Below are 20,143 nucleotides of genomic sequence, written 5' to 3'. Positions count from 1 at the left end.
CGGCACGTTCACTTGAACAACAACCGGATGGCCTTGCGGGTATAGGACCAGCGCGTGAGCGAGCGCAGATCGGCGCGCACGGCGCGGGCGTAAAAAGCCTTGGCGTTGACATAATCGCCGGCACTGTAGCAATCGCGGAACAACGACAGGCAGCGCTGAGCCAGGAAAGCCTGGCGCAGGTCCTGCAGTTCTTGAGGCATGCGTACCGAGGAAAATACCTCGTCAACCATCCCCACGCCTGCCGCCAGGCTTTGCTTGAGGTCATGCCGCATGCTGTCGCCATGCTTGTAGATCAACGCCAGGGGCTGATCGAGCACACTGCACGGGAAACGCGCCAGTACCTGAGCAAACACCGGAATATCCTCAACGTTGCGCAAGTGCTCAGGATAGTTGCCCGGCGCGAACACTTCGCGATGCATCGCGCAGGCGCCGTTGGACAGCGATACCGTCTTGTCCAGCAAGTAGCCACGCACACGCTGGCGCGGGGTAGCTGGCAAGGGTTTGACTGCGTGCTGGACACGACGACCGTCGTCGAACACCGACCAGTGACCGCCAATAATCAAACGGCTGTCAGGGTTGCTGGAGATATGCCGGGTCAACGCAGCCAGCGCACCAGGCGCCATCTCATCATCGGCATCGAGGAAGATCAGGTATTGCCCCCGAGCCTCCTCGATCCCGCGATTACGCACCGAAGACAAACCGCCATTGGGTTTGCGCAGAGCTCTAAAGCGTCCCGCATGTTCAGCCAGGAGCTGCTCCAGAACTTGCGGCGTCGCGTCGGTGGAGCCGTCATCGATCACCAGCAACTCAGCCTGGGCATCCCCTAACTGCGCCAGCACCGATTTCACCGCACGCGGCAGGGTTTTGGCGTAGTTATAAGCGGGAATAACGACACTGATCAGCACGTCAGTCAACGGCATACCCGTCCGCGCCTTCTTTGACCACCAGAATGTCTTCCATGATCAGGTACTGCAGGTCGGAACCGAAGAACATGTTCAAGGCATCGGTCGGCGAACAGATCATCGGCTCGCCACGACGGTTGAGCGAGGTGTTCAGCGACACGCCGTTACCGGTCAGCACTTCCAGCGCCTTCATCATGTCGTAGTAGCGCGGGTTGTATTCGCGCTTGAGCACCTGGGCGCGAGAAGTACCGTCTTCATGGACGACTTCCGGCACGCGGGTTTTCCACTCTTCAGCCACTTCGAAGGTGAAGGTCATGAACGGCGCGGGGTGATCGATCTTGATCATTTGCGGCGCAACGGTGTCGAGCATCGACGGGCAGAAAGGCCTCCAGCGCTCACGGAACTTGATCTGGTGGTTGATGCGATCAGCCACGCCGGTCGCGCTCGGGCAACCGATGATCGAACGACCGCCCAAGGCACGCGGGCCGAACTCCATGCGGCCCTGGAACCAGGCCACCGGGTTGCCGTCGACCATGATCTTGGCGATCTGCTCCGGCATGTTGTCGAGCTTGCGCCACGCAGGCTTGTTCGGGTGACGGGCACAGGCCGCGAGCACGTCTTCGTTGCTGTAGGACGGGCCGAGGTAGACATGTTCCATCTTCTCGACCGGTACACCACGGGCGTGGGACACGTAAGCCGCAGCACCCACCGCGGTACCGGCATCACCGGAGGCAGGCTGAACGAACAGCTCTTTGATGTCGTCGCGGGCAATGATTTTCTGGTTCAGCTTGACGTTCAACGCACAACCGCCGGCGAAGGCCAGCTTGCCGGTTTCCTTGAGTACATCGCCCAAGTAGTGGTCGATCATCTGCAGCGCCAGTTTCTCGAACAGCGCTTGCATGCTCGCGGCGTAGTGGATGTACGGCTCGTCGGCGATGTCGCCTTCGCGCTTGGGCCCCAGCCACTCGATCAGCTTCGGCGAGAAGTAGAAACCTTTGCCCTTCTCTTTATAACGGCGCAGGCCGATGACGTTGGCGTAGTCGGTGTTGATCACCAACTCGCCGTTTTCGAACGAGGCCAGACGCGAGAAATCGTATTTGCTGGCGTCGCCGTACGGCGCCATGCCCATGACCTTGAACTCACCGTCGAGCATCTCGAAACCGAGGAACTCGGTGATCGCGCCGTACAGGCCACCGAGGGAGTCCGGATCGAAGAATTCCTTGATCTTGTGGATCTTGCCGTTTTCGCCGTAACCGAAGAAAGTCGTGGCGTACTCACCCTTGCCATCGATCCCGAGGATCGCGGTTTTCTCTTTGAAACCGGAGCAGTGATAGGCACTGGAGGCGTGGGCAAGGTGGTGCTCGACCGGCTCGATCTTGATTTTCTTCGGATCGAAGCCCAGTTGCTCGAGGCACCAGACAATCTTGTTGCGATAGCGCTTGTAGCGACGGTTGCCCATCAGGATCGCGTCGAGGGCGCGGTCCGGTGCGTACCAGTAACGCTTGGCGTAGTGCCAGCGAGCCTTGCCGAACAGGCTGATCGGCGCGAACGGAATCGCTACCACGTCAACGTCGGACGGCTTGATGCCCGCTTGTTCGAGGCAGAACTTCGCCGATTCGTAAGGCATGCGGTTCTTTGCATGTTTATCGCGCACGAAGCGCTCTTCTTCAGCTGCCGCGACCAGCTTGCCGTCGATATACAAGGCTGCGGAAGGATCATGGCTAAGGGCGCCGGACAGGCCAAGAATCGTCAATGCCACAGGGGTCTAGCCTCTTTAGTCTGCATGCAGGCGCAACGCGCCTCAAAAATTAATGTGCCCTCGCAAGGGGCGAGAGACAGCTAAAGGGCGGGATTATAGCTTAAACGTGTCGGGAATGACCCTGCCCTTATCAGCACCGTGAAGATGACGTCGAGCCCACGCGTTCGCCTTCGCTTATCCGCGACCCGGACGCCCGTAAATCCTGATATTGCCGTCGGTTGCCTGCCGGTAAATCGCATAGGGCAAGGAAACCGTGCCGAGGGTTTCCTCACCGAGTGACTCGGCTGACAGTTCCGGCCTCTTCGCGAGCAAGCCCGCTCCCACATTAGGTTTATGTTGAACACAAACTTTGTGTACGACCGAGAACCACTGTGGGAGCGGGCTTGCTCGCGAAAGGGGCGAAGCCCCGATTCAGGCAGCGCTAGAGATATCTTTGGGCAATCGCTGATCAATCACCCGATACAACGCACTACTCTCGGGCCAATTGCGCATGAACCGCGCCCGATCCCGCGCATACGCCGGGGCAAAGCTACTGACCGAGCTATGCTGACACATCGAATCCAGATCGATCAGCGCCCAGCGATCCTGCTGCCAGAACAGGTTATGGCCCTTGAAATCGCCATGGCTGATGCGCTCGCGAATCAGCTCCGCGAACAGGTGATCCAGGGCCTGAAGCTCGGCTTGCGGCGCTTCGCCGCTTTCCACGTAGGGTGCGAAGCGCTCGATGATGTCCGGCCCCGGCAAATATTCGGTCACCAGGTACGCCCGGCTGCGCAGCCAGAGAAAACGCTTCTCCAACAATGCCAGTGGCTTGGGCGTGGCGATGCCCAGGAATGCCAGGCGATTGCCTTCACGCCATGAGTGCCAGGCGCGGCTCGGGCGCCAGAAACGTTTGAGCCAATGGGCAAAGCCCTTGATGTTGTAGCGTTTGACCAGCAATGTGCGACCCGCCACTTCGACCTTGCCGACGCTCGCGGCGCCGCCGGTCTTGTACAGATGGCCTTGATCGAGCAAGGCATCAGCCTGCTCCAGCACCGGCAACATCGCCGCCTCTTCTTCACGGCGAATCGCCCGCAAGCCGAACGCCCCGCGCTGGACGCAGAACAACGTGCATTCGCGGCCGACCTTGATCAGGAAATCCTTCAAACGCCAGCGACGGACCTTGTCGATCTGCTTCTGCAACGCTTCCATGGGCAAGGCATGCTCGCCGTTTCCCAACAAGTAATACACCAGCAATTCTTCGGTGAAGGGTTCCAGCGATTTGGGCAACTGGGCGAAAAACACCCCGAGGTTTTCCAGGACTTTGTGCTGCGACAGTGGCTTGCCAGCCGTCTCGGCACAGATGCCGGCACCATCGATCAAATACAACTGACCGCCATGGCGCAGCAAGTTGTCCAGATGCAGATCTTCCTGCCACAGGCCTTTGCTGTGCAGATGCGCGATCGCACCCAACGCCTCGGCCAGCACAGCTGATTGTTCATCCGCCAGCACTGGCAAGTGTTCGACCTGTTTCCAGGCGTCTCCCAGGCTCTCAGCGCCCTCAAGGAAATCGAACAACAGCCAGCCGCCCTCGCCGTCCTTCAGGCCATCAGCCAATAACAACGGCGTGGTCAGCCCCTGAGCAGCGAGCAAACGCACGCCGTCCAGCTCACGCTGAAAATGCCGCGCCGCTTTAGCGCCAACCAGCAATTTGGCCAGCACTGGCCGGCCGCGCCAGACGCCGGCGCCCACATAACGCTGCCCTGGCAACACCCGCAGCAGGCTCAGCAGTTGCAACTCTGCAGCCCCTGCGGCATCGGCCAGTGGAATGCTTAGAGGCAGGCCTGGGCTGCGGCCCGCATGTTTCAGTTCGGACAAACGCATCAACGCGCCTCCTTGTGACTGCGCCGCGCACTCAGGCGCGATACCCAACTGTCCACCAGCGAACTGTTCAAGGGTTGATCCAGATAAGCCGCCAACAACTCGCGCAGCTGACTTTCGCTCCATTCCGACGCCCGACGCAGCAACGGCTCCAGGTCCTTGACCCGATCACGTTGGCCAAACAGCAATGGCCGGGTTTTTTCCAGGTCGATCAACTGAGCCTGGTAACCGTCACCGGTGGCCTGGAGAAAAATATGCTTGGGATAGAAGCACCCGTGCAGTTGACGCTCCTCATGCAGGCGTCGCGCCAGTTGCCCACAGGCTTTCAGAATTGCCGTGTGCTGCGCCACGCTCAGGTCGGACCAGCGCTGCAACAGTGAATCCAGATCATCCCAACCGTCCAGCGCACGGGTAAGCAGAATCGCCCGGACTTCGCCGCCGACTTTGCGCTCACCGAAGAACGCCGCCTGCAACGCCGGAATGCCCAGTTTCTGATAACGCCTGATGGTGCGAAACTCACGGGCAAAACTCGGCTCGCCAAAGGGAGAATGCAATGTACGGGTCAGGTAGTTGCACTGGCGCTTGAGGTAGTAACCATGACCTTCCAGCTCTAGCCGAAATACACTGCTCCAGCCACCACCGACGGTATTGGGTTCATCCACCGCCTCGAGCTGTTTGGCCCAGAGTGCGTCGAAGGTGCCGAGGCCATGACGCTCAAGCAGCGCACGGTCTTCAGCAGCCAGAAAATCAGTCATTCGCGTCCCTCGAAAAATCTCACCACGTGCCGAATCCGTTTCTTGTCGGCGGCATCGAGCCGGGTGCTTTGGCGGTATTGCAGATAGAAGCGCAGGCGCTGGGTGGCCGACAGATGATATTTGGCCACTTTGTCCAGACACGCCAGGTCCTTGGTGATCCGGTACTTGAGCCAGAAGCCGCGCCAGAAATCACCGTTGGGGCAGTCGATCAGAAACAGCCGCGCCTCATCGTCGATCAGCAGGTTGCGCCATTTCAAATCATTGTGGGTAAAACGATGATGGTGCATGGTCCGGGTATAGCCCGCCAGCTGCCGACTGATGTTGTCGACCCAGGCGCGGTCCGCCAGTTTCGGATCATGCCGACCTGCCAGGGCCGACAAGTCTTCGGTATTGGGCAGCTCGCGCGTGATCATCGCCCCACGATTGTATGCCGCGCCGCGCCGTTCCAGCCCCCAGGCCACTACTTCGGCGGTGGGAATGCCCCATTTGGCGAAACGCTTGAGGTTCTGCCATTCGGCTTTCACCCGCGGCTTGCCCAGGTAACGGCGCAGGCCTTTACCTGCGCCGGTGTAGCGCTTGACGTAATAATTGACGCCATTGCGCTGGACGCGAATGACCTCGGACAGTGGATCACGGGTCAGTCGCTCGCCTTCGAGCGCGAACACCGCGTCAAGACTGCCGAAGTCTTCTGCCAGATCGCTGTAAGCAGGTTCCAGTGTCCAACCCGACATCAGAGCGCATCCCCGTATCGCTGCTTACGCTCATAGAGCTTGTTGGCCTTGCCTTCGAGCCATGCCAACAGTCGCGCTTCTTCAGCCAGAATCTGGCGCAGGGGCTGTTGGAAGTACCCCTTGAGGAAACGCAGTTTGTCGCGACGGGTCAGGCCAATGTCGAGCGCCGAAAAATACAGCGCCGCCAAATCCTTGTTACGCCAGCGTTGGGTAATCGTCGGACGCGTCTGGGCACGGTGCAGATCGATCACCGACAGCTTGAAGTCGTCGGCTGTCACTGGTTTATCAGTGTGCAGCAGGAAGTGGCAGATGTAGCAGTCGCGGTGGTTGACCCCGGCGCGGTGCATCATGCCGGTCATGCGCGCGACCTCGGCGATCAAGGCGCGCTTGAGTTTTGGCTCGGGCGGTTGCTTGACCCAGTCGATGCTGAAATCTTCGAGGCTGACGGTGGGCGCCAGCTCTTGCGTGACGATGAACGAATGCTGGTCCGCCGGGTTGCTGCCCTTTTCGCCGTAAGCGACAGCGGTCATGGTCGGCACGCCGACTTCTTGCAGGCGCTGAATGGCCTTCCACTCCTGGCCCGCGCCAAGCACTGGCAGCTTGGCGGTCAGCAGGTTTTTGAAAATCTCGCCCCAGCCGATGCCACGGTGGATTTTCACGAAGAACCCGTGACCGTCCACTTCAGTTCGCAGTGTCCGGCGCGCTTCAAGCTCGCGGTACACCTCGCCCTTGAGGCCCTCGACTTCGGCGAACGGATCGCGCCCGGCCCAGAGGCTCTTGAACGGTTCAGCCAGCATCAACTTCATTAAGCGTGCTCCGCCAGAATCACATCGGCCGCGTGCTGCGGCATGCTGTAGAGGTCGGCCGTCTCGGCGAAAGCCAGACCGTTGCGGCTCCACGCCGCCCGTGCATTTGCGTCATTCAACATGCCGGTCAGGTATTGCGTCAGTTGCGCCTGATCGAAGGGTTCGTCCAGCACCAGGCCTGCATCGGCCTCGGCGATGTAATGGGCATAGCCGCACACTGCGCTCACCAGCACCGGCAAGCCGGCCACCACCGCTTCAAGCAGCACCGTCCCGGTGTTTTCGTTGTACGCCGGGTGGATCAACAGATCGGCACCGAGCAGGAAACGCGGGATATCGCTGCGGCCCTTGAGGAACGTCACGTTGTCGCCCAGGCCCAAAGTGGCGCTCTGCAGCTGGAATACTTTGGGGTCGTCCTGGCCAATTACAAACAGCCGGGTGCGTTTTTTCAGCTCGGCGGGCAGCGCGGCCAGCGCCTTGAGGCTGCGGTCCACGCCTTTGGTCTTGAACCCGGAGCCGATCTGCACCAGCAGCAAATCGTCATCCTTGAGATTGAACTCTTGACGAAATTCAGCCCGAATCTGGGCCGCATTGGCCGGCGCGCGACGGTCCTGGGAGATACCCGGCGGCAGTAAATGGAAACGCGCAAGCGGCGTGTCGTAATGCTTGATGAACAGCGGCTGCTGGACTTCGGAAATCATCAGCACTTCGGTTTTGGCGTCCTTGGCGAACACCGCGCGCTCGTACTCGGCGAAGTGCCGGTAGCGGCCCCAACGACGGTACAGCGAGTTGCGCAGGTTTTGCGCCTTGTCTTCGAAGCAGCCGTCGGCAGCGTAGTAAACGTCCAGGCCCGGCATCTTGTTGAAACCGATCAGGCGGTCCACCGGACGCTTGGCCAGATCGGCCTCCATCCACTCAGTGAGCTTCTCGTTGCGTCGATGATTGAAGAACGCCTTGACCGGTGCCACCAGTACTTCGAAACCCGGCGGAACGTCGCCTTCCCAGATCAGCGTATAGACACGAATCTGATGACCGCGTTGCTGACACTCCAGGGCGATGCGCATGAAGTCGCGCTGTAAGCCCCCAAAGGGAAAGTACTTGTACAGGACAAATGCCAATTGCATCAGCGCAGCTCCTCAGCCAGTAACAACGTGCTCAGTCGGCTCGCGACACGCTCGGGATTCAGACGCGTGAAGCACAGGGGCCACTCGCGTTTCAGGTCGAACCGACGGGCATCGTCGGCCGTCGGTTGATAGGTGCATTTCTTTTGCAGGCACGGTGCGCAAGGGAAGTCGCTGGCCATGTGAATCTGCGACTTGCCGTACGCCCCGGTCAGGCCCGGGTTGGTCGGGCCGAACAGCGACAGGGTCGGCACGTCCAGCGCCGCAGCCAGGTGACCGAGACCGGTGTCCACCGCTACGCAGGCTTGCGCTCCGGCCAGGACTTTGCCGACACCCGCCAGGTTCAGTTTGGGCAGCACCTCGACATGCCTCATATCTTTGGCGATGCGCTCGGCGCGGGCCTTTTCGACCGGATTACCCCACGGCAGCTTGACCGCTACGCCAAGGTAACCCACACGCTCGGCCAACTCGCGCCAATAGGCTTCGGGCCAGTGCTTGGTGTCCCACGTGGTGCCATGGAGAAACACCACGTACGGATTCTTGCGCGGCAATTCCACCAGTCGTTCGACGTTCAGGCCATAGTCGCCCAGCCCCTTAGGCAGGTCGTAACCAAGTGCCACTGCGAACAGCTGGCGCACTCGCTCTACCGCGTGCTGCCCACGGGCCACGGCCAGACGTCGGGAATAGAAGCGCGCAGCGATGGGTTCGCGGGCCGAGTTTTTGTCCAGCCCGGCCACTGGTGCTTTGGCGTAGCGAGTCAGCAACGCGCTTTTCAGCAAGCCCTGGGCATCGATCACCAAGTCATATTTGGTCGCGCGAATGCTTTGCTTGAAGCGCTTCCACTCGCCACTCTTGATGGTCTGCCAGATGTTCTTGCGCCAGCGACGGATCGCCACCGGAATCACCTTGCCCACGGCCGGGTGCCAGGTCGGAATCTCGGCGAAGCCTTCTTCCACCACCCAGTCGAACGTGATGCCGGGGATCGCCCGCGCCGCGTCGGTCAACGCTGGCAACGCGTGAATTACATCGCCCAGCGAAGAAGTCTTGATCAACAGTACCCGCAAACTATTTGACCTCGACCACAGTGCCCAGCAACCGCTGCAAGGCTTCGTTCACCGCTTTGGGCATGAGTTGGCGCAAGCAATTGTAATGACCGAAACGGCAGGTGCGATCGAAGCACGGACTGCATTCGATGCCCAGGCGCACGATCTCGACGTGCTCGGCCAACGGTGGTGTGAAACCCGGCGACGTCGAGCCGTACACCGCCACCAACGGGCGGTTCAGCGCGGCAGCCACGTGCATCAGGCCGGAGTCGTTGGAGACCACCGCATCGGCGCAAGACAACAGATCGATGGCCTCGGCCAGGGACGTGTCGCCACTGAGGTTCACTGACTCTTCACGCAACCCCGGAATCAGCCGCGCACGAATGTCTTCGCCCACCGCATGATCGTTTTTCGAGCCGAACAGCCAGACCTGCCAGCCTTCACGGATCTTCGCTTCGGCGACCTTGGCGTAGTGCTCGGACGGCCAGCGCTTGGACTCGCCGAACTCGGCACCAGGGCACAGCGCCAACACCGGACGGTCGAGGGCCAGACCGAACTTGGCCAGCGCGCCGTCGCGGGTCACCGGGTCGATCTGCAGGCTCGGCCGTGGATACGGCTTCGGCAACTCGACGCCGGGCTCAATGGCCAGGGCCATGAAGCGTTCGATCATCAGCGGGTAACGTTCTTTGTCGAGCGTGCGCACGTCATTGAGCAGACCGTAGCGGAATTCGCCACGCCAGCCGGTGCGTTTCGGGATGCCAGCGAAAAATGGCACCAGCGCCGACTTCAGGGAATTGGGCAGCAGGATGGCCTGGTCGTACTGACCGGCCAGGGATTTACCGATGCGCCGACGCGTCGCCAGTTCCAGCACGCCGTGGCCGAGCGGGAAGCTCAAGGCCTGGCGTACTTCGGGCATGCGCTCGAGAATCGGCCGGCTCCACTCGGGGGCCAGCACGTCGATTTCGCACTGCGGGTGGCGCTGCTTGAGACACTGAAAAAGTGTCTGCGCCATCACCATGTCACCGACCCAACTGGGCCCAACGATCAGAATTTTCATGTGGTTTCCAAAAACGAGCCGGGGAGGCATACGCCTCCCCGCCTCGAGAATCCAGCACCTTCGGGGTGAACCGTCAGGTCATTTGGACGAGCCGATTGGGGCTCGTCGGATCAATTTAATACACATTCATGTCAGTCAGCATAACCCCCTGTGGCGAGGGAGCTTGCTCCCGCTGGGCTGCGCAGCAGCCCCAAAACTTGCCACCGCATTCTCACTGACAGACCGCACAAGCTGGTTCGGGAGCGCTTCGCACTCCAGCGGGAGCAAGCTCCCTCGCCACAAAAGCCCGCTCCCACATTTGAATCTCGTTGCCTGTTCAGCTTAACCCCAGTTCGCGCCAGATCCGCATGACCTGCTGTCGTTCATCCACGAACTGGTCGCCCGGTATTACACCGGCGTCCTTCTGCAAGGCCTCCCGGTGAGCGGCGGAGCGGAAGGCCTTATAGGCTTCACGCAACAGGCTGGCGTCTTCGGCGGGCATCAGCCCGACCTCCTCCAACCCTTCTAGAATGCGGATATTGTCGGTGTAGCGCAGCAATGACGGATGCGCTTCAGACCATGCCAGAGCCGCGTATTGCACCATAAATTCAATATCGACGATACCTCCGGCGTCCTGCTTGAGATCGAACGGCGCCGTGGCCTCGAAGGCATTTGCCGCGGTGCCCGCCGCAGTGCTCTTGCTGCCCAGATTATCGCGCATCTTGGCGCGCATTTCGCTGACCTCCTGGCGCAAGGTCGGCAGGTCCCGCGGCTTGGCCAATACTGCGGCGCGAACCTTCTCGAAGGCCTGGCCGACATCCTGACTGCCCACCAGCACCCGCGCCCGCACCAGCGCCTGGTGTTCCCAGGTCCACGCTTCGTTTTCCTGATACCGGGCAAACGCCCCCAGGGAACTCACCAGCAAACCAGACGCACCGGACGGCCGCAGGCGCATGTCCACTTCATACAGCTGGCCGGAGTTGGTCTGCGCCGTCAGCAAATGAATGATGCGCTGCCCGAGCCGGGTAAAGAACTGTGCGCCGTCGATGGGCTTCGGCCCGTCGGTTTCCGCCTGCGGATCGCCGTCGTGGATGAACACCAGATCCAGGTCCGAACTATGCCCCAGCTCCAGACCGCCGACTTTCCCATAACCGACAATGATGAAACCAGGGTCGCACAAGCTGCCGTCGGTGCGCAGCGGCGCGCCGTACTTGGCCACGGTCTGGCGCCAGGCCAGGGCCAGCACTTGTTCGAGGATCGCCTCGGCAAGCCAGGTCAGGTAATCACTGACCTTCATCAAGGGCAGGCTGCCGGCGATTTCCGAGGCAGCGACGCGCAAGCGGTGCGCCAGTTTGAAATGCCGCAGGGCTTCCATTTGTTGTTCGAGGTCATCTTCGGGAATCCGCGTCAGACGCTCGCGCAATTCAGCGGCCAATTCCGGCGCCAGCGGCGGCTTGAACAACCGGCCTTCGTTGAGCAATTCGTCGAGCAGCAGCGGAAAGCGCGTGATCTGCTCGGCAATCCATGGGCTCGCGGCGCACAGCGTCAGCAGGCGGCGCAGGGCCCCGGGGTTCTCGGTCAACAACACCAGATAGGCGGAACGACGCGCGACAGCTTCCACCAGCGGCAGCACCCGCTCCAGCACCAGATCGGGATTGGCATGTTCCACAGCCTGAGCCAGCAAGCGCGGAATAAAAGCATCGAGGCGTTCCCGCCCCAGGCGCTGCATGGCGCGCAATTGGGGGCTGCCGCGCAGACTGGCCAAGGCTTTCAGCGCCTTGGAGGCGTCGGCGAAACCACCCTCTTCCAACTGCCGGCACGCGGCCTCCTCGTCCTGCGCCTCCTCCCACAGCGGCAGCCATTCCCCGCCGACCACCACTTCGCTCTCGGCGCCGTCCTCTTCATCAGGATCTGCAATCACCTGAGCAAAGTGCCAAGCCACCCGGCCACGCCAGTACATCAGCTGTTCGTGGAATGCCGTCCAGTTGGCAAACCCGAGCATAAAGGCAATGCGCGCCTGATCCTGTTCGCCATCCGGCAGCATCTGGGTCTGACGGTCGGCAATCGCCTGGATCGCGTGCTCGGTGTAACGCAGAAATTCGTAGGCTTCGCGCAATTCGCTGACCACCGCCGCTGGCAGGTAACCCTGACCTTCGAGGGTGCTCAGTACTTTTAATAGAGGACGCTGCTGCAGGCTCAGGTCGCGGCCACCGTGAATCAGCTGGAAGGCCTGGGCGATAAATTCGACTTCACGAATGCCGCCGGAACCCAGCTTGATATTGTCGGCCATACCCTTGCGCCGGACTTCCTGCTGGATCAGCTGCTTCATGGTGCGCAGCGCTTCGATGGCCGAGAAGTCCAGGTAACGCCGGTAAACGAACGGGCGCAGCATTTCTTGCAATTGCGCCCCCGCCACTTGATCGCCGGCCACCACGCGCGATTTGATCATCGCGTAGCGTTCCCAGTCGCGGCCCTGATCCTGGTAATACTGCTCCAGCGCATTGAAGCTCAGCACCAGCGCACCGGACGAACCGTAAGGCCGCAAGCGCATGTCGACGCGGAACACGAAACCGTCGACGGTCATCGGGTCCAGGGCCTTGATCAGACGCTGACCGAGGCGAATGAAAAATTCCTGGTTATCCAGCGACCGCTTCACACCCACGGTTTCGCCGCCCTCGGGGTAGGCGAAGATCAGGTCGATGTCCGACGACAGATTCAGTTCCACGGCGCCGAGCTTGCCCATACCGAGAATGACCATCTCTTGCGGTTCGCCGCTGCGCCGCCCGGTAGGCGTGCCGAATTGCTGGCAATGGCGCTGATACAACCACTGATAGGCCTGATCGATGCTGGCATCGGCCATGTCCGAGAGGTCGCGGCAGGTCTGGATCAGATCAGCCTGGCGGGTCAGGTCGCGCCAGATGATCCGCACTTGCTGGCGTGCGCGCTGGCGACGCAGGGCGCGGCCAAGTTGGTCGTCGGTTTCGGCACTGCTCACCGCCGTCGCAATCTGTGCGCACAACTCGCCCGGGGCAAAGGCGCGATCCAGCTCGCCGGACTGCACCAGTTCCAGCAACATCAAAGGGTCACGCACACTCTGTTCAATGACAAAGTCGCTGGCCGCGGTGACGCGGGCAAATTGCGCCCAGCGCTCAGGCGTCCAGGCAGACAGGCCATGATCATCGGCAAGCGCCGCGACGGCCGCACGGAACGACTGCTCGGCACGGGTGACAAAGGGCAGGAGTACGCCGGGCAGTTCGGCAAGCGAAGGGAGGCTCATGGTCTATCCTTGATCGGCGTGTGAAGGGCTGCATGTAGTGATTCGTGAAAATGCGCTACCTGACCGACTGTCGAACAAAGGTTAGAAATAGCTGAAATTTGTTTATTTTTGGCAGCGTTCATCAAGCCTTCACCTTTTTTGGTTGGCAAAAGACCAACCTTAACGATTATTCTCACAACGCAGCCGGAGGCTACAAGCCGATCTTCTGTAGTTTTACTACTCGTCTATACATTCGAAAGGCTGAAATGCCCGATGATTTGTAGTAAAACTACACGCCGCCGGAACATACCTCTCGGCAATCCAAGAATTTATATCGTCTGCCCACAAGGCCAGTCGCAAACTCAGGCAACCGATTCTGGAAGCCTTTCCGCCCTGGAGCAAGCCATGCAAGACCTCGATCCCGTCGAAACCCAGGAATGGCTGGACGCCCTGGAATCGGTTCTCGACAAAGAAGGCGAAGACCGTGCTCACTATCTGATGACCCGTATGGGTGAACTCGCGACCCGTAGCGGCTCGCAGCTCCCTTACGCCATCACTACGCCGTACCGCAACACGATCCCCGTTACCCACGAAGCACGCATGCCTGGCGACCTGTTCATGGAACGCCGCATTCGCTCGTTGGTACGCTGGAACGCGATGGCCATGGTAATGCGTACGAACCTGAAAGATTCTGACCTGGGTGGTCACATCTCCAGCTTCGCCTCCAGTGCGACCCTGTATGACATCGGCTTCAACTACTTCTTCCAGGCTCCGAGCGACGAACACGGCGGCGACCTGATCTACTTCCAGGGCCACACCTCGCCAGGCGTCTACGCCCGTGCATTCATGGAAGGCCGCATCACCGAAGACCAGATGAACAACTTCCGCCAGGAAGTCGACGGTCAGGGCCTGTCGTCCTACCCGCACCCTTGGCTGATGCCTGACTTCTGGCAGTTCCCGACCGTATCCATGGGTCTGGGTCCGATCCAGGCGATCTACCAGGCTCGCTTCATGAAGTACCTGGAACACCGTGGCTTCATCCAGCCGGGCAAACAGAAAGTCTGGTGCTTCCTGGGCGACGGCGAGTGCGACGAGCCGGAATCCCTGGGCGCGATCTCCCTGGCCGGCCGCGAGAAGCTGGACAACCTGATCTTCGTCATCAACTGCAACCTGCAGCGCCTCGACGGCCCGGTTCGCGGCAACGGCAAAATCATCCAGGAACTCGAAGGCGTGTTCCGCGGTGCTCAGTGGAACGTGACCAAAGTCATCTGGGGCCGTTTCTGGGACCCACTGCTGGCCAAAGACGTCGACGGTATCCTGCAACGCCGCATGGACGAAGTCATCGACGGCGAGTACCAGAACTACAAAGCCAAAGACGGCGCGTTCGTGCGTGAACACTTCTTCAACACGCCAGAACTCAAGGCGATGGTTGCAGACTTGTCCGACGACGAGATCTGGAAGCTCAACCGTGGCGGCCACGACCCGTACAAGGTCTACGCGGCGTACCACGAAGCGGTCAACCACAAAGAACAACCGACCGTCATCCTGGCCAAAACCATCAAGGGTTATGGCACCGGTGCCGGCGAAGCGAAAAACACTGCGCACAACACCAAGAAAGTCGATGTCGACAGCCTGAAGTTGTTCCGCGATCGTTTCGATATCCCGGTCAAAGACGACGAACTCGAAAACCTGCCGTTCTTCAAACCGGAAGAAGGCAGCGCCGAAGCCCGCTACCTGAGCGAGCGCCGTACCGCACTGGGCGGTTTCGTGCCTCAGCGTCGCGCCAAGAGCTTCAACATTCCAACCCCGCCACTGGACACCCTCAAGGCTATCCTGGACGGCTCGGGCGACCGTGAAATTTCCACCACCATGGCCTTCGTGCGGATCCTCGCGCAACTGGTCAAGGACAAGGAAATCGGTCCGCGCATCGTACCGATCATCCCGGACGAAGCCCGTACCTTCGGTATGGAAGGCATGTTCCGTCAGTTGGGCATCTACTCGTCCGTCGGCCAGCTCTACGAGCCAGTCGATAAAGACCAGGTGATGTTCTACAAGGAAGACCAGAAAGGTCAGATCCTCGAAGAAGGCATCAACGAAGCGGGCGCCATGAGCTCCTTCATCGCTGCCGGTACTTCGTACTCCAGCCACAACCAGCCAATGCTGCCGTTCTACATCTTCTACTCGATGTTCGGCTTCCAGCGTATCGGCGACCTGGCCTGGGCCGCTGGCGACAGCCGCACCCGTGGCTTCCTGATCGGTGGCACCGCCGGCCGGACCACGCTGAACGGCGAAGGCCTGCAACACGAAGACGGTCACAGCCACATCCTGGCTGCCACCATCCCGAACTGCCGCACCTACGATCCAACCTACGGCTACGAGCTGGCGGTGATCATTCAGGACGGCATGAAGAAGATGACCGAAGAGCAACAGGACGTCTTCTACTACATCACCGTAATGAACGAGTCCTACCAGCAGCCAGCCATGCCGGCCGGTGCCGAAGAAGGCATCAAGAAAGGCATGTACCTGCTCGAGGAAGACACCCGCGAAGCGGCGCATCACGTTCAGCTGATGGGCTCCGGCACCATCCTGCGTGAAGTCCGTGAAGCGGCGAAGATCCTGCGTGAAGAGTTCAACGTCGGCGCCGACGTGTGGAGCGTTACCAGCTTCAACGAACTGCGTCGCGACGGCCTGGCCGTTGAGCGCACCAACCGTCTGCACCCGGGCCAGAAGCCTAAGCTGAGCTATGTGGAAGAGTGCCTGAACGGCCGTAAAGGTCCGGTCATCGCCTCTACCGACTACATGAAGCTGTTCGCTGAGCAAATTCGTCAGTGGGTCCCGTCCAAGGAATTCAAAGTCCTGGGCACCGATGGTTTCGGCCGCAGTGACAGCCGCAAGAAGCTGCGTCACTTCTTCGAAGTCGACCGTCATTTCGTGGTGTTGGCAGCCCTGGAAGCCTTGGCTGACCGTGGTGACATCGAACCTAAAGTGGTGGCTGAAGCCATCGCCAAGTTCGGCATCAACCCGGAAAAACGCAACCCACTGGACTGCTGAGGAGACACTCTGTGAGCGAACTCATTCGCGTACCTGACATCGGCAGCGGTGAAGGTGAAGTAATTGAACTGTTTGTGAAGGTCGGCGACCGTATCGAAGCCGACCAGAGCATCCTGACACTTGAGTCGGACAAGGCGAGCATGGAAGTGCCTGCGCCAAAGGCCGGTATCATCAAGAGCCTGAAAGTGAAGCTGGGCGATCGCCTGAAAGAAGGCGACGAGCTGCTGGAACTGGAAGTCGAAGGTGCCGCTGCGCCGGCTCCTGCGGCTGCCGCAGCCGCAGCGCCAGCTGCCAAGGCTGAAGCTGCGCCGGCTGCCGCCAAAGCGCCGGCCGCTCCAGCCGCAGCGCCTGCTGCTGCCAGCGTTCAGCAAGTACACGTGCCGGACATCGGTTCGTCGGGCAAGGCCCAGATCATCGAGATCCAGGTCAAGGTCGGCGACACCGTCGAGGCTGATCAGTCTCTGATCACCCTGGAATCCGACAAGGCCAGCATGGAAATTCCATCGCCTGCCGCTGGCGTGGTCAAGGCCATCAGCGTCAAGCTCAACGACGAAGTCGGCACCGGCGACCTGATTCTGGACCTGGAAGTGGCGGGTGCTGCTGCACCGGCCGCGGCCGCTCCAGCCCAGGCTGCTGCGCCTGCTGCCGCGGCTCCAGCGCCAGCCGCTGCGGCTCCGGCGGCTCCGGTTGCCGACACTGTCCAGGACATTCACGTCCCGGACATCGGTTCGGCGGGCAAGGCCAAGATCATCGAAGTGCTGGTCAAGGCTGGCGACACCGTCGTCGCCGACCAGTCGCTGATCACTCTGGAATCCGACAAGGCGAGCATGGAAATTCCATCGCCTGCCGCCGGCGTGGTGGAAAGCGTTTCCATCAAGCTGGATGACGAAGTCGGTACCGGCGACCTGATCCTGAAGCTGAAAGTCAAAGGCGCGGCACCTGCTGCGGCTCCGGCTCCAGCCGCTGCTGCTCCGAGCGCTCCTGCTCCTGCTCCAGCCGCTGCTGCACCTGCTGCTCCGGCACCGGCCGCACCTGTTGCTGCCCCGGCCAAGCCAGGCGCCAAGGTTCACGCAGGCCCGGCTGTTCGCCAACTGGCCCGCGAATTCGGCGTCGAGCTGAGCGCCGTTGGCGCCAGCGGTCCGCACGGTCGCATCCTGAAAGAAGACGTGCAGGTTTACGTCAAAGCCATGATGCAGAAGGCCAAGGAAGCACCGACCGCTGCAGCTGGTGCAACCGGCGGCGCGGGCATCCCGCCGATTCCGGTCGTGGACTTCAGCCGCTTCGGTGAAATCGAAGAAGTGCCGATGACTCGCCTGATGCAAATCGGCGCGTCGAGCCTGCATCGCAGCTGGCTGAACATTCCTCACGTGACTCAGTTCGATTCGGCTGATATCACCGAGCTGGAAGCGTTCCGTATTGCTCAGAAAGCTGTTGCAGAGAAGGCTGGCGTCAAGCTGACCATCCTGCCGCTGCTGCTCAAATCCTGCGCGCACCTGCTCAAGGAACTGCCGGACTTCAACAGTTCGCTGGCGCCAAGCGGCAAGGCGATCATCCGCAAGAAGTACGTGAACATCGGCTTCGCGGTCGACACCCCTGAAGGCCTGCTGGTACCGGTCATCAAGAACGTCGACCAGAAGAGCCTGTTGCAACTGGCAGCCGAAGCCGCTGCGCTGGCCGCCAAAGCCCGCGACAAAAAGCTCACCGCTGACGACATGCAAGGCGCCTGCTTCACCATTTCCAGCCTCGGCCACATTGGCGGCACCGGCTTCACGCCGATCGTCAACGCGCCGGAAGTGGCGATCCTCGGTGTTTCCAAGGCAACCATCCAGCCAGTCTGGGACGGCAAAGCCTTCCAGCCGAAACTGATGCTGCCGCTGTCGCTGTCCTACGATCACCGTGTGATCAACGGCGCCGCTGCTGCACGCTTCACCAAGCGTCTGAGCGACCTGCTGGCGGACATCCGCACCATCCTGCTGTAACACTGGCCGGCCCTCCCTCACCGGAGGGCCTGTCGTGTTCCATGTTTTCCGAGCGCCACGCTCGTACCTCAACCCCGCCAATTTGGCGGGGCTTTTTTTGCCCTGAAGAAAGCCCTCCTCTGCACCTTATTCCTACACTCATGGCTTACACCGCCTACAACTCGAGTCCACTTCCGCCCGATATTTTTTGCGCGCCAATAACTAGGCTTAGTTAGGAGAATCTCCAATAGAAACTTCGACCCCCCAATCTGCTTAGTTAGCATTACTTCGAATGGATTCGAACATGTTCAAACCGACTGTCGGCCCGATTATTGGCCACACCACAACTAATCACACCCGTATTTTCTTGCGCGGTAATTCACAGAACAACGCCTTGGTATTTGCAGGTATCCGTTATCGACGCGCCGGCGAGGAGCACTGGTCCAAAGGCGTATTTGCAAAACTGACCATCTTGCGCGACATGTCCGACGTGATTGCCCTCAACGATCTGGCTACCGATACCGCCTATGAATATCAGGCGGGCTGGTTCAGCCCCATGAGCCCGGTGCATACCGTGGAGACGATCCAGGAACTGCCGCTGCAATGGCCTCGGGAGATCTACCGCTTTCGCACGCAGCCCAGCAAAACCACCACGCCACGGGCCTATATCGCAGGCTCATGTCGTTACCTGCGAATTACCGCCGGCATTGCGTTCGCTCCACATTTGGGCGATCGGATCTTTGCCTCGATCACAAGCCTGGCGGAACGCGCCGAGCCGCCGATCAGCGCCATGCTGATGACTGGCGACCAAATCTACGTCGATGACCTGAACCTCGTGGCTCCCGACCGGGAATACAAAGACATCCTCAGCAAATACCGCACCGCTTTTTCTCAGCCGCATATCTCGAAGTTAATGTCCGGCGTGCCGACTTACATGATCCTCGATGACCATGAAATTGAAGACAACTGGCCTGCCAATGAAAACAAGGCCGATGCTTACTTATACGAAAACGCCATGGCGGCGTATGAGTTATATCAAGCCAGCCACAGCCCTGCTTATGAGTTGCTTGCCAACGGGCAAGTAAGCAAGAAACTGCAACAGTATTGGTATCAATTCTCCGATGGCGATATCGAATGGTTTATCACCGACAGCCGAACCCGACGCAATCTGTCGACCAACGACCGGCGCATCCTTGATGAAGAACAGGAACAGGCGCTGCTCAAATGGCTAATCAACAGTACGGCCCGGGTCAAATTCGTGGTCACCAGCGTCATGTTCTACCCCGACCGCAAACTTAACGGCGATGACGCCTGGAAAGCCTTCCCGGAACAACGACTACGGCTGCTGGAGACGATTCGTACGCACGGCATCAAAAACGTCTTGTTCATTTCCGGCGATGTCCACGGCTCACTGACCAGTCGTCTGACTCACAGCGCCGACCCGGATTTTGAAGTTCACACCATCGTGTCTTCACCGCTGTACAACAGCAAACTGCTGCCGTATGCCAAGGCATCGACCTTCATCCTCGACCAGGCGTTGGCCCGAACGGCCGCGGGGGATTATCGGCATGAGCTGAGCAGTGAAGTGATCAGCCAGGATAACTTCGCGCATCTGGTCGTCGATGCTGAACAGGTCCGCGTCAATTATCACGATCGGGATGGCAAGCAACTGCAGTCGATAACCATAAAATTGCGTTGATTGCGGAAAAGATCGCAGCCTGCAGGAGCTGCCGAAGGCTGCGATCTTTTGACTCACAACATTACTTTCAGGCCCCTCGCTGGAGAAATCTTCGCGCCTGCCGACATATTCTTATAGCACTTGGCCTTCATGTCTCTTGTCAGTCGGTGTCGCAATGATGCAACCTTGC

The 20,143-nt window shown here is 60.1% G+C and carries 13 protein-coding genes; 3 read left to right on the top strand and 10 right to left on the bottom strand.

Annotated elements, in window-relative coordinates:
* Positions 1 to 8: 8 nt before the first annotated feature.
* The 10 genes from AC1RQB_RS07020 to glnE all read right to left on the bottom strand — a co-directional run bounded on the left by AC1RQB_RS07020 (position 9) and on the right by glnE (position 13,287).
* Complete coding sequence (locus tag AC1RQB_RS07020) at positions 9 to 920, bottom strand: glycosyltransferase family 2 protein (RefSeq protein ID WP_008074637.1); 912 nt, start codon at positions 918 to 920, stop codon at positions 9 to 11.
* Complete coding sequence (locus AC1RQB_RS07015) at positions 907 to 2,661, bottom strand: carbamoyltransferase family protein (protein WP_063341770.1); 1,755 nt, start codon at positions 2,659 to 2,661, stop codon at positions 907 to 909. The genes AC1RQB_RS07020 and AC1RQB_RS07015 overlap by 14 nt, the downstream gene beginning before the upstream one ends.
* 411 nt (positions 2,662 to 3,072) lie before the next feature.
* Complete coding sequence (locus tag AC1RQB_RS07010) at positions 3,073 to 4,524, bottom strand: lipopolysaccharide kinase InaA family protein (protein ID WP_063341771.1); 1,452 nt, start codon at positions 4,522 to 4,524, stop codon at positions 3,073 to 3,075.
* Positions 4,524 to 5,276 carry a lipopolysaccharide kinase InaA family protein gene (locus AC1RQB_RS07005; RefSeq protein ID WP_063341772.1) on the bottom strand — a complete coding sequence of 251 codons (753 nt, stop codon included), beginning with the start codon at positions 5,274 to 5,276 and terminating at the stop codon, positions 4,524 to 4,526. The genes AC1RQB_RS07010 and AC1RQB_RS07005 overlap by 1 nt, the downstream gene beginning before the upstream one ends.
* Positions 5,273 to 6,007, bottom strand: a complete 735-nt coding sequence (locus tag AC1RQB_RS07000) for a lipopolysaccharide kinase InaA family protein (protein WP_063341773.1) — start codon at positions 6,005 to 6,007, stop codon at positions 5,273 to 5,275. Before AC1RQB_RS07000 ends, AC1RQB_RS07005 begins: the two co-directional genes overlap by 4 nt.
* Entirely contained in the window at positions 6,007 to 6,813 is an 807-nt protein-coding gene (rfaP, locus tag AC1RQB_RS06995) for a lipopolysaccharide core heptose(I) kinase RfaP (RefSeq protein ID WP_063341774.1), read from the bottom strand. Before rfaP ends, AC1RQB_RS07000 begins: the two co-directional genes overlap by 1 nt.
* Positions 6,813 to 7,934 carry a glycosyltransferase family 4 protein gene (locus tag AC1RQB_RS06990; protein ID WP_063341775.1) on the bottom strand — a complete coding sequence of 374 codons (1,122 nt, stop codon included), beginning with the start codon at positions 7,932 to 7,934 and terminating at the stop codon, positions 6,813 to 6,815. Before AC1RQB_RS06990 ends, rfaP begins: the two co-directional genes overlap by 1 nt.
* Positions 7,934 to 8,995 carry a lipopolysaccharide heptosyltransferase I gene (gene waaC / locus AC1RQB_RS06985; RefSeq protein ID WP_008074629.1) on the bottom strand — a complete coding sequence of 354 codons (1,062 nt, stop codon included), beginning with the start codon at positions 8,993 to 8,995 and terminating at the stop codon, positions 7,934 to 7,936. Before waaC ends, AC1RQB_RS06990 begins: the two co-directional genes overlap by 1 nt.
* 1 nt (position 8,996) lies before the next feature.
* Positions 8,997 to 10,031: a lipopolysaccharide heptosyltransferase II gene (gene waaF / locus AC1RQB_RS06980; RefSeq protein WP_063341776.1), complete on the bottom strand. Its 1,035-nt coding sequence runs from the start codon at positions 10,029 to 10,031 to the stop codon at positions 8,997 to 8,999.
* A gap of 316 nt (positions 10,032 to 10,347) precedes the next feature.
* Positions 10,348 to 13,287 (bottom strand): bifunctional [glutamate--ammonia ligase]-adenylyl-L-tyrosine phosphorylase/[glutamate--ammonia-ligase] adenylyltransferase, encoded by a 2,940-nt coding sequence (glnE, locus tag AC1RQB_RS06975; RefSeq protein WP_063341777.1) that lies wholly within the window; start codon positions 13,285 to 13,287, stop codon positions 10,348 to 10,350.
* A 384-nt stretch (positions 13,288 to 13,671) separates the two neighbouring features.
* On the opposite strand from glnE, the gene aceE reads away from it, so the two are divergent.
* The 3 genes from aceE to AC1RQB_RS06960 all read left to right on the top strand — a co-directional run bounded on the left by aceE (position 13,672) and on the right by AC1RQB_RS06960 (position 19,974).
* A complete protein-coding gene (gene aceE / locus AC1RQB_RS06970) occupies positions 13,672 to 16,317 on the top strand; it encodes a pyruvate dehydrogenase (acetyl-transferring), homodimeric type (protein WP_008074616.1) in 2,646 nt (881 codons plus the stop codon).
* Between the two features lie 11 nt (positions 16,318 to 16,328).
* Positions 16,329 to 18,296 (top strand): dihydrolipoyllysine-residue acetyltransferase, encoded by a 1,968-nt coding sequence (gene aceF, locus AC1RQB_RS06965; protein ID WP_063341778.1) that lies wholly within the window; start codon positions 16,329 to 16,331, stop codon positions 18,294 to 18,296.
* Between the two features lie 283 nt (positions 18,297 to 18,579).
* Positions 18,580 to 19,974, top strand: coding sequence for an alkaline phosphatase D family protein (locus tag AC1RQB_RS06960; RefSeq protein WP_063341779.1), 1,395 nt, complete (start codon positions 18,580 to 18,582; stop codon positions 19,972 to 19,974).
* Positions 19,975 to 20,143: the final 169 nt, after the last annotated feature.

It is taken from the genome of Pseudomonas sp. GW822-FHT02E03 (assembly GCF_058802325.1).
Note: the sequence above shows the minus strand (reverse complement) of the source record. Positions and strands in the feature narration are given on the sequence as shown.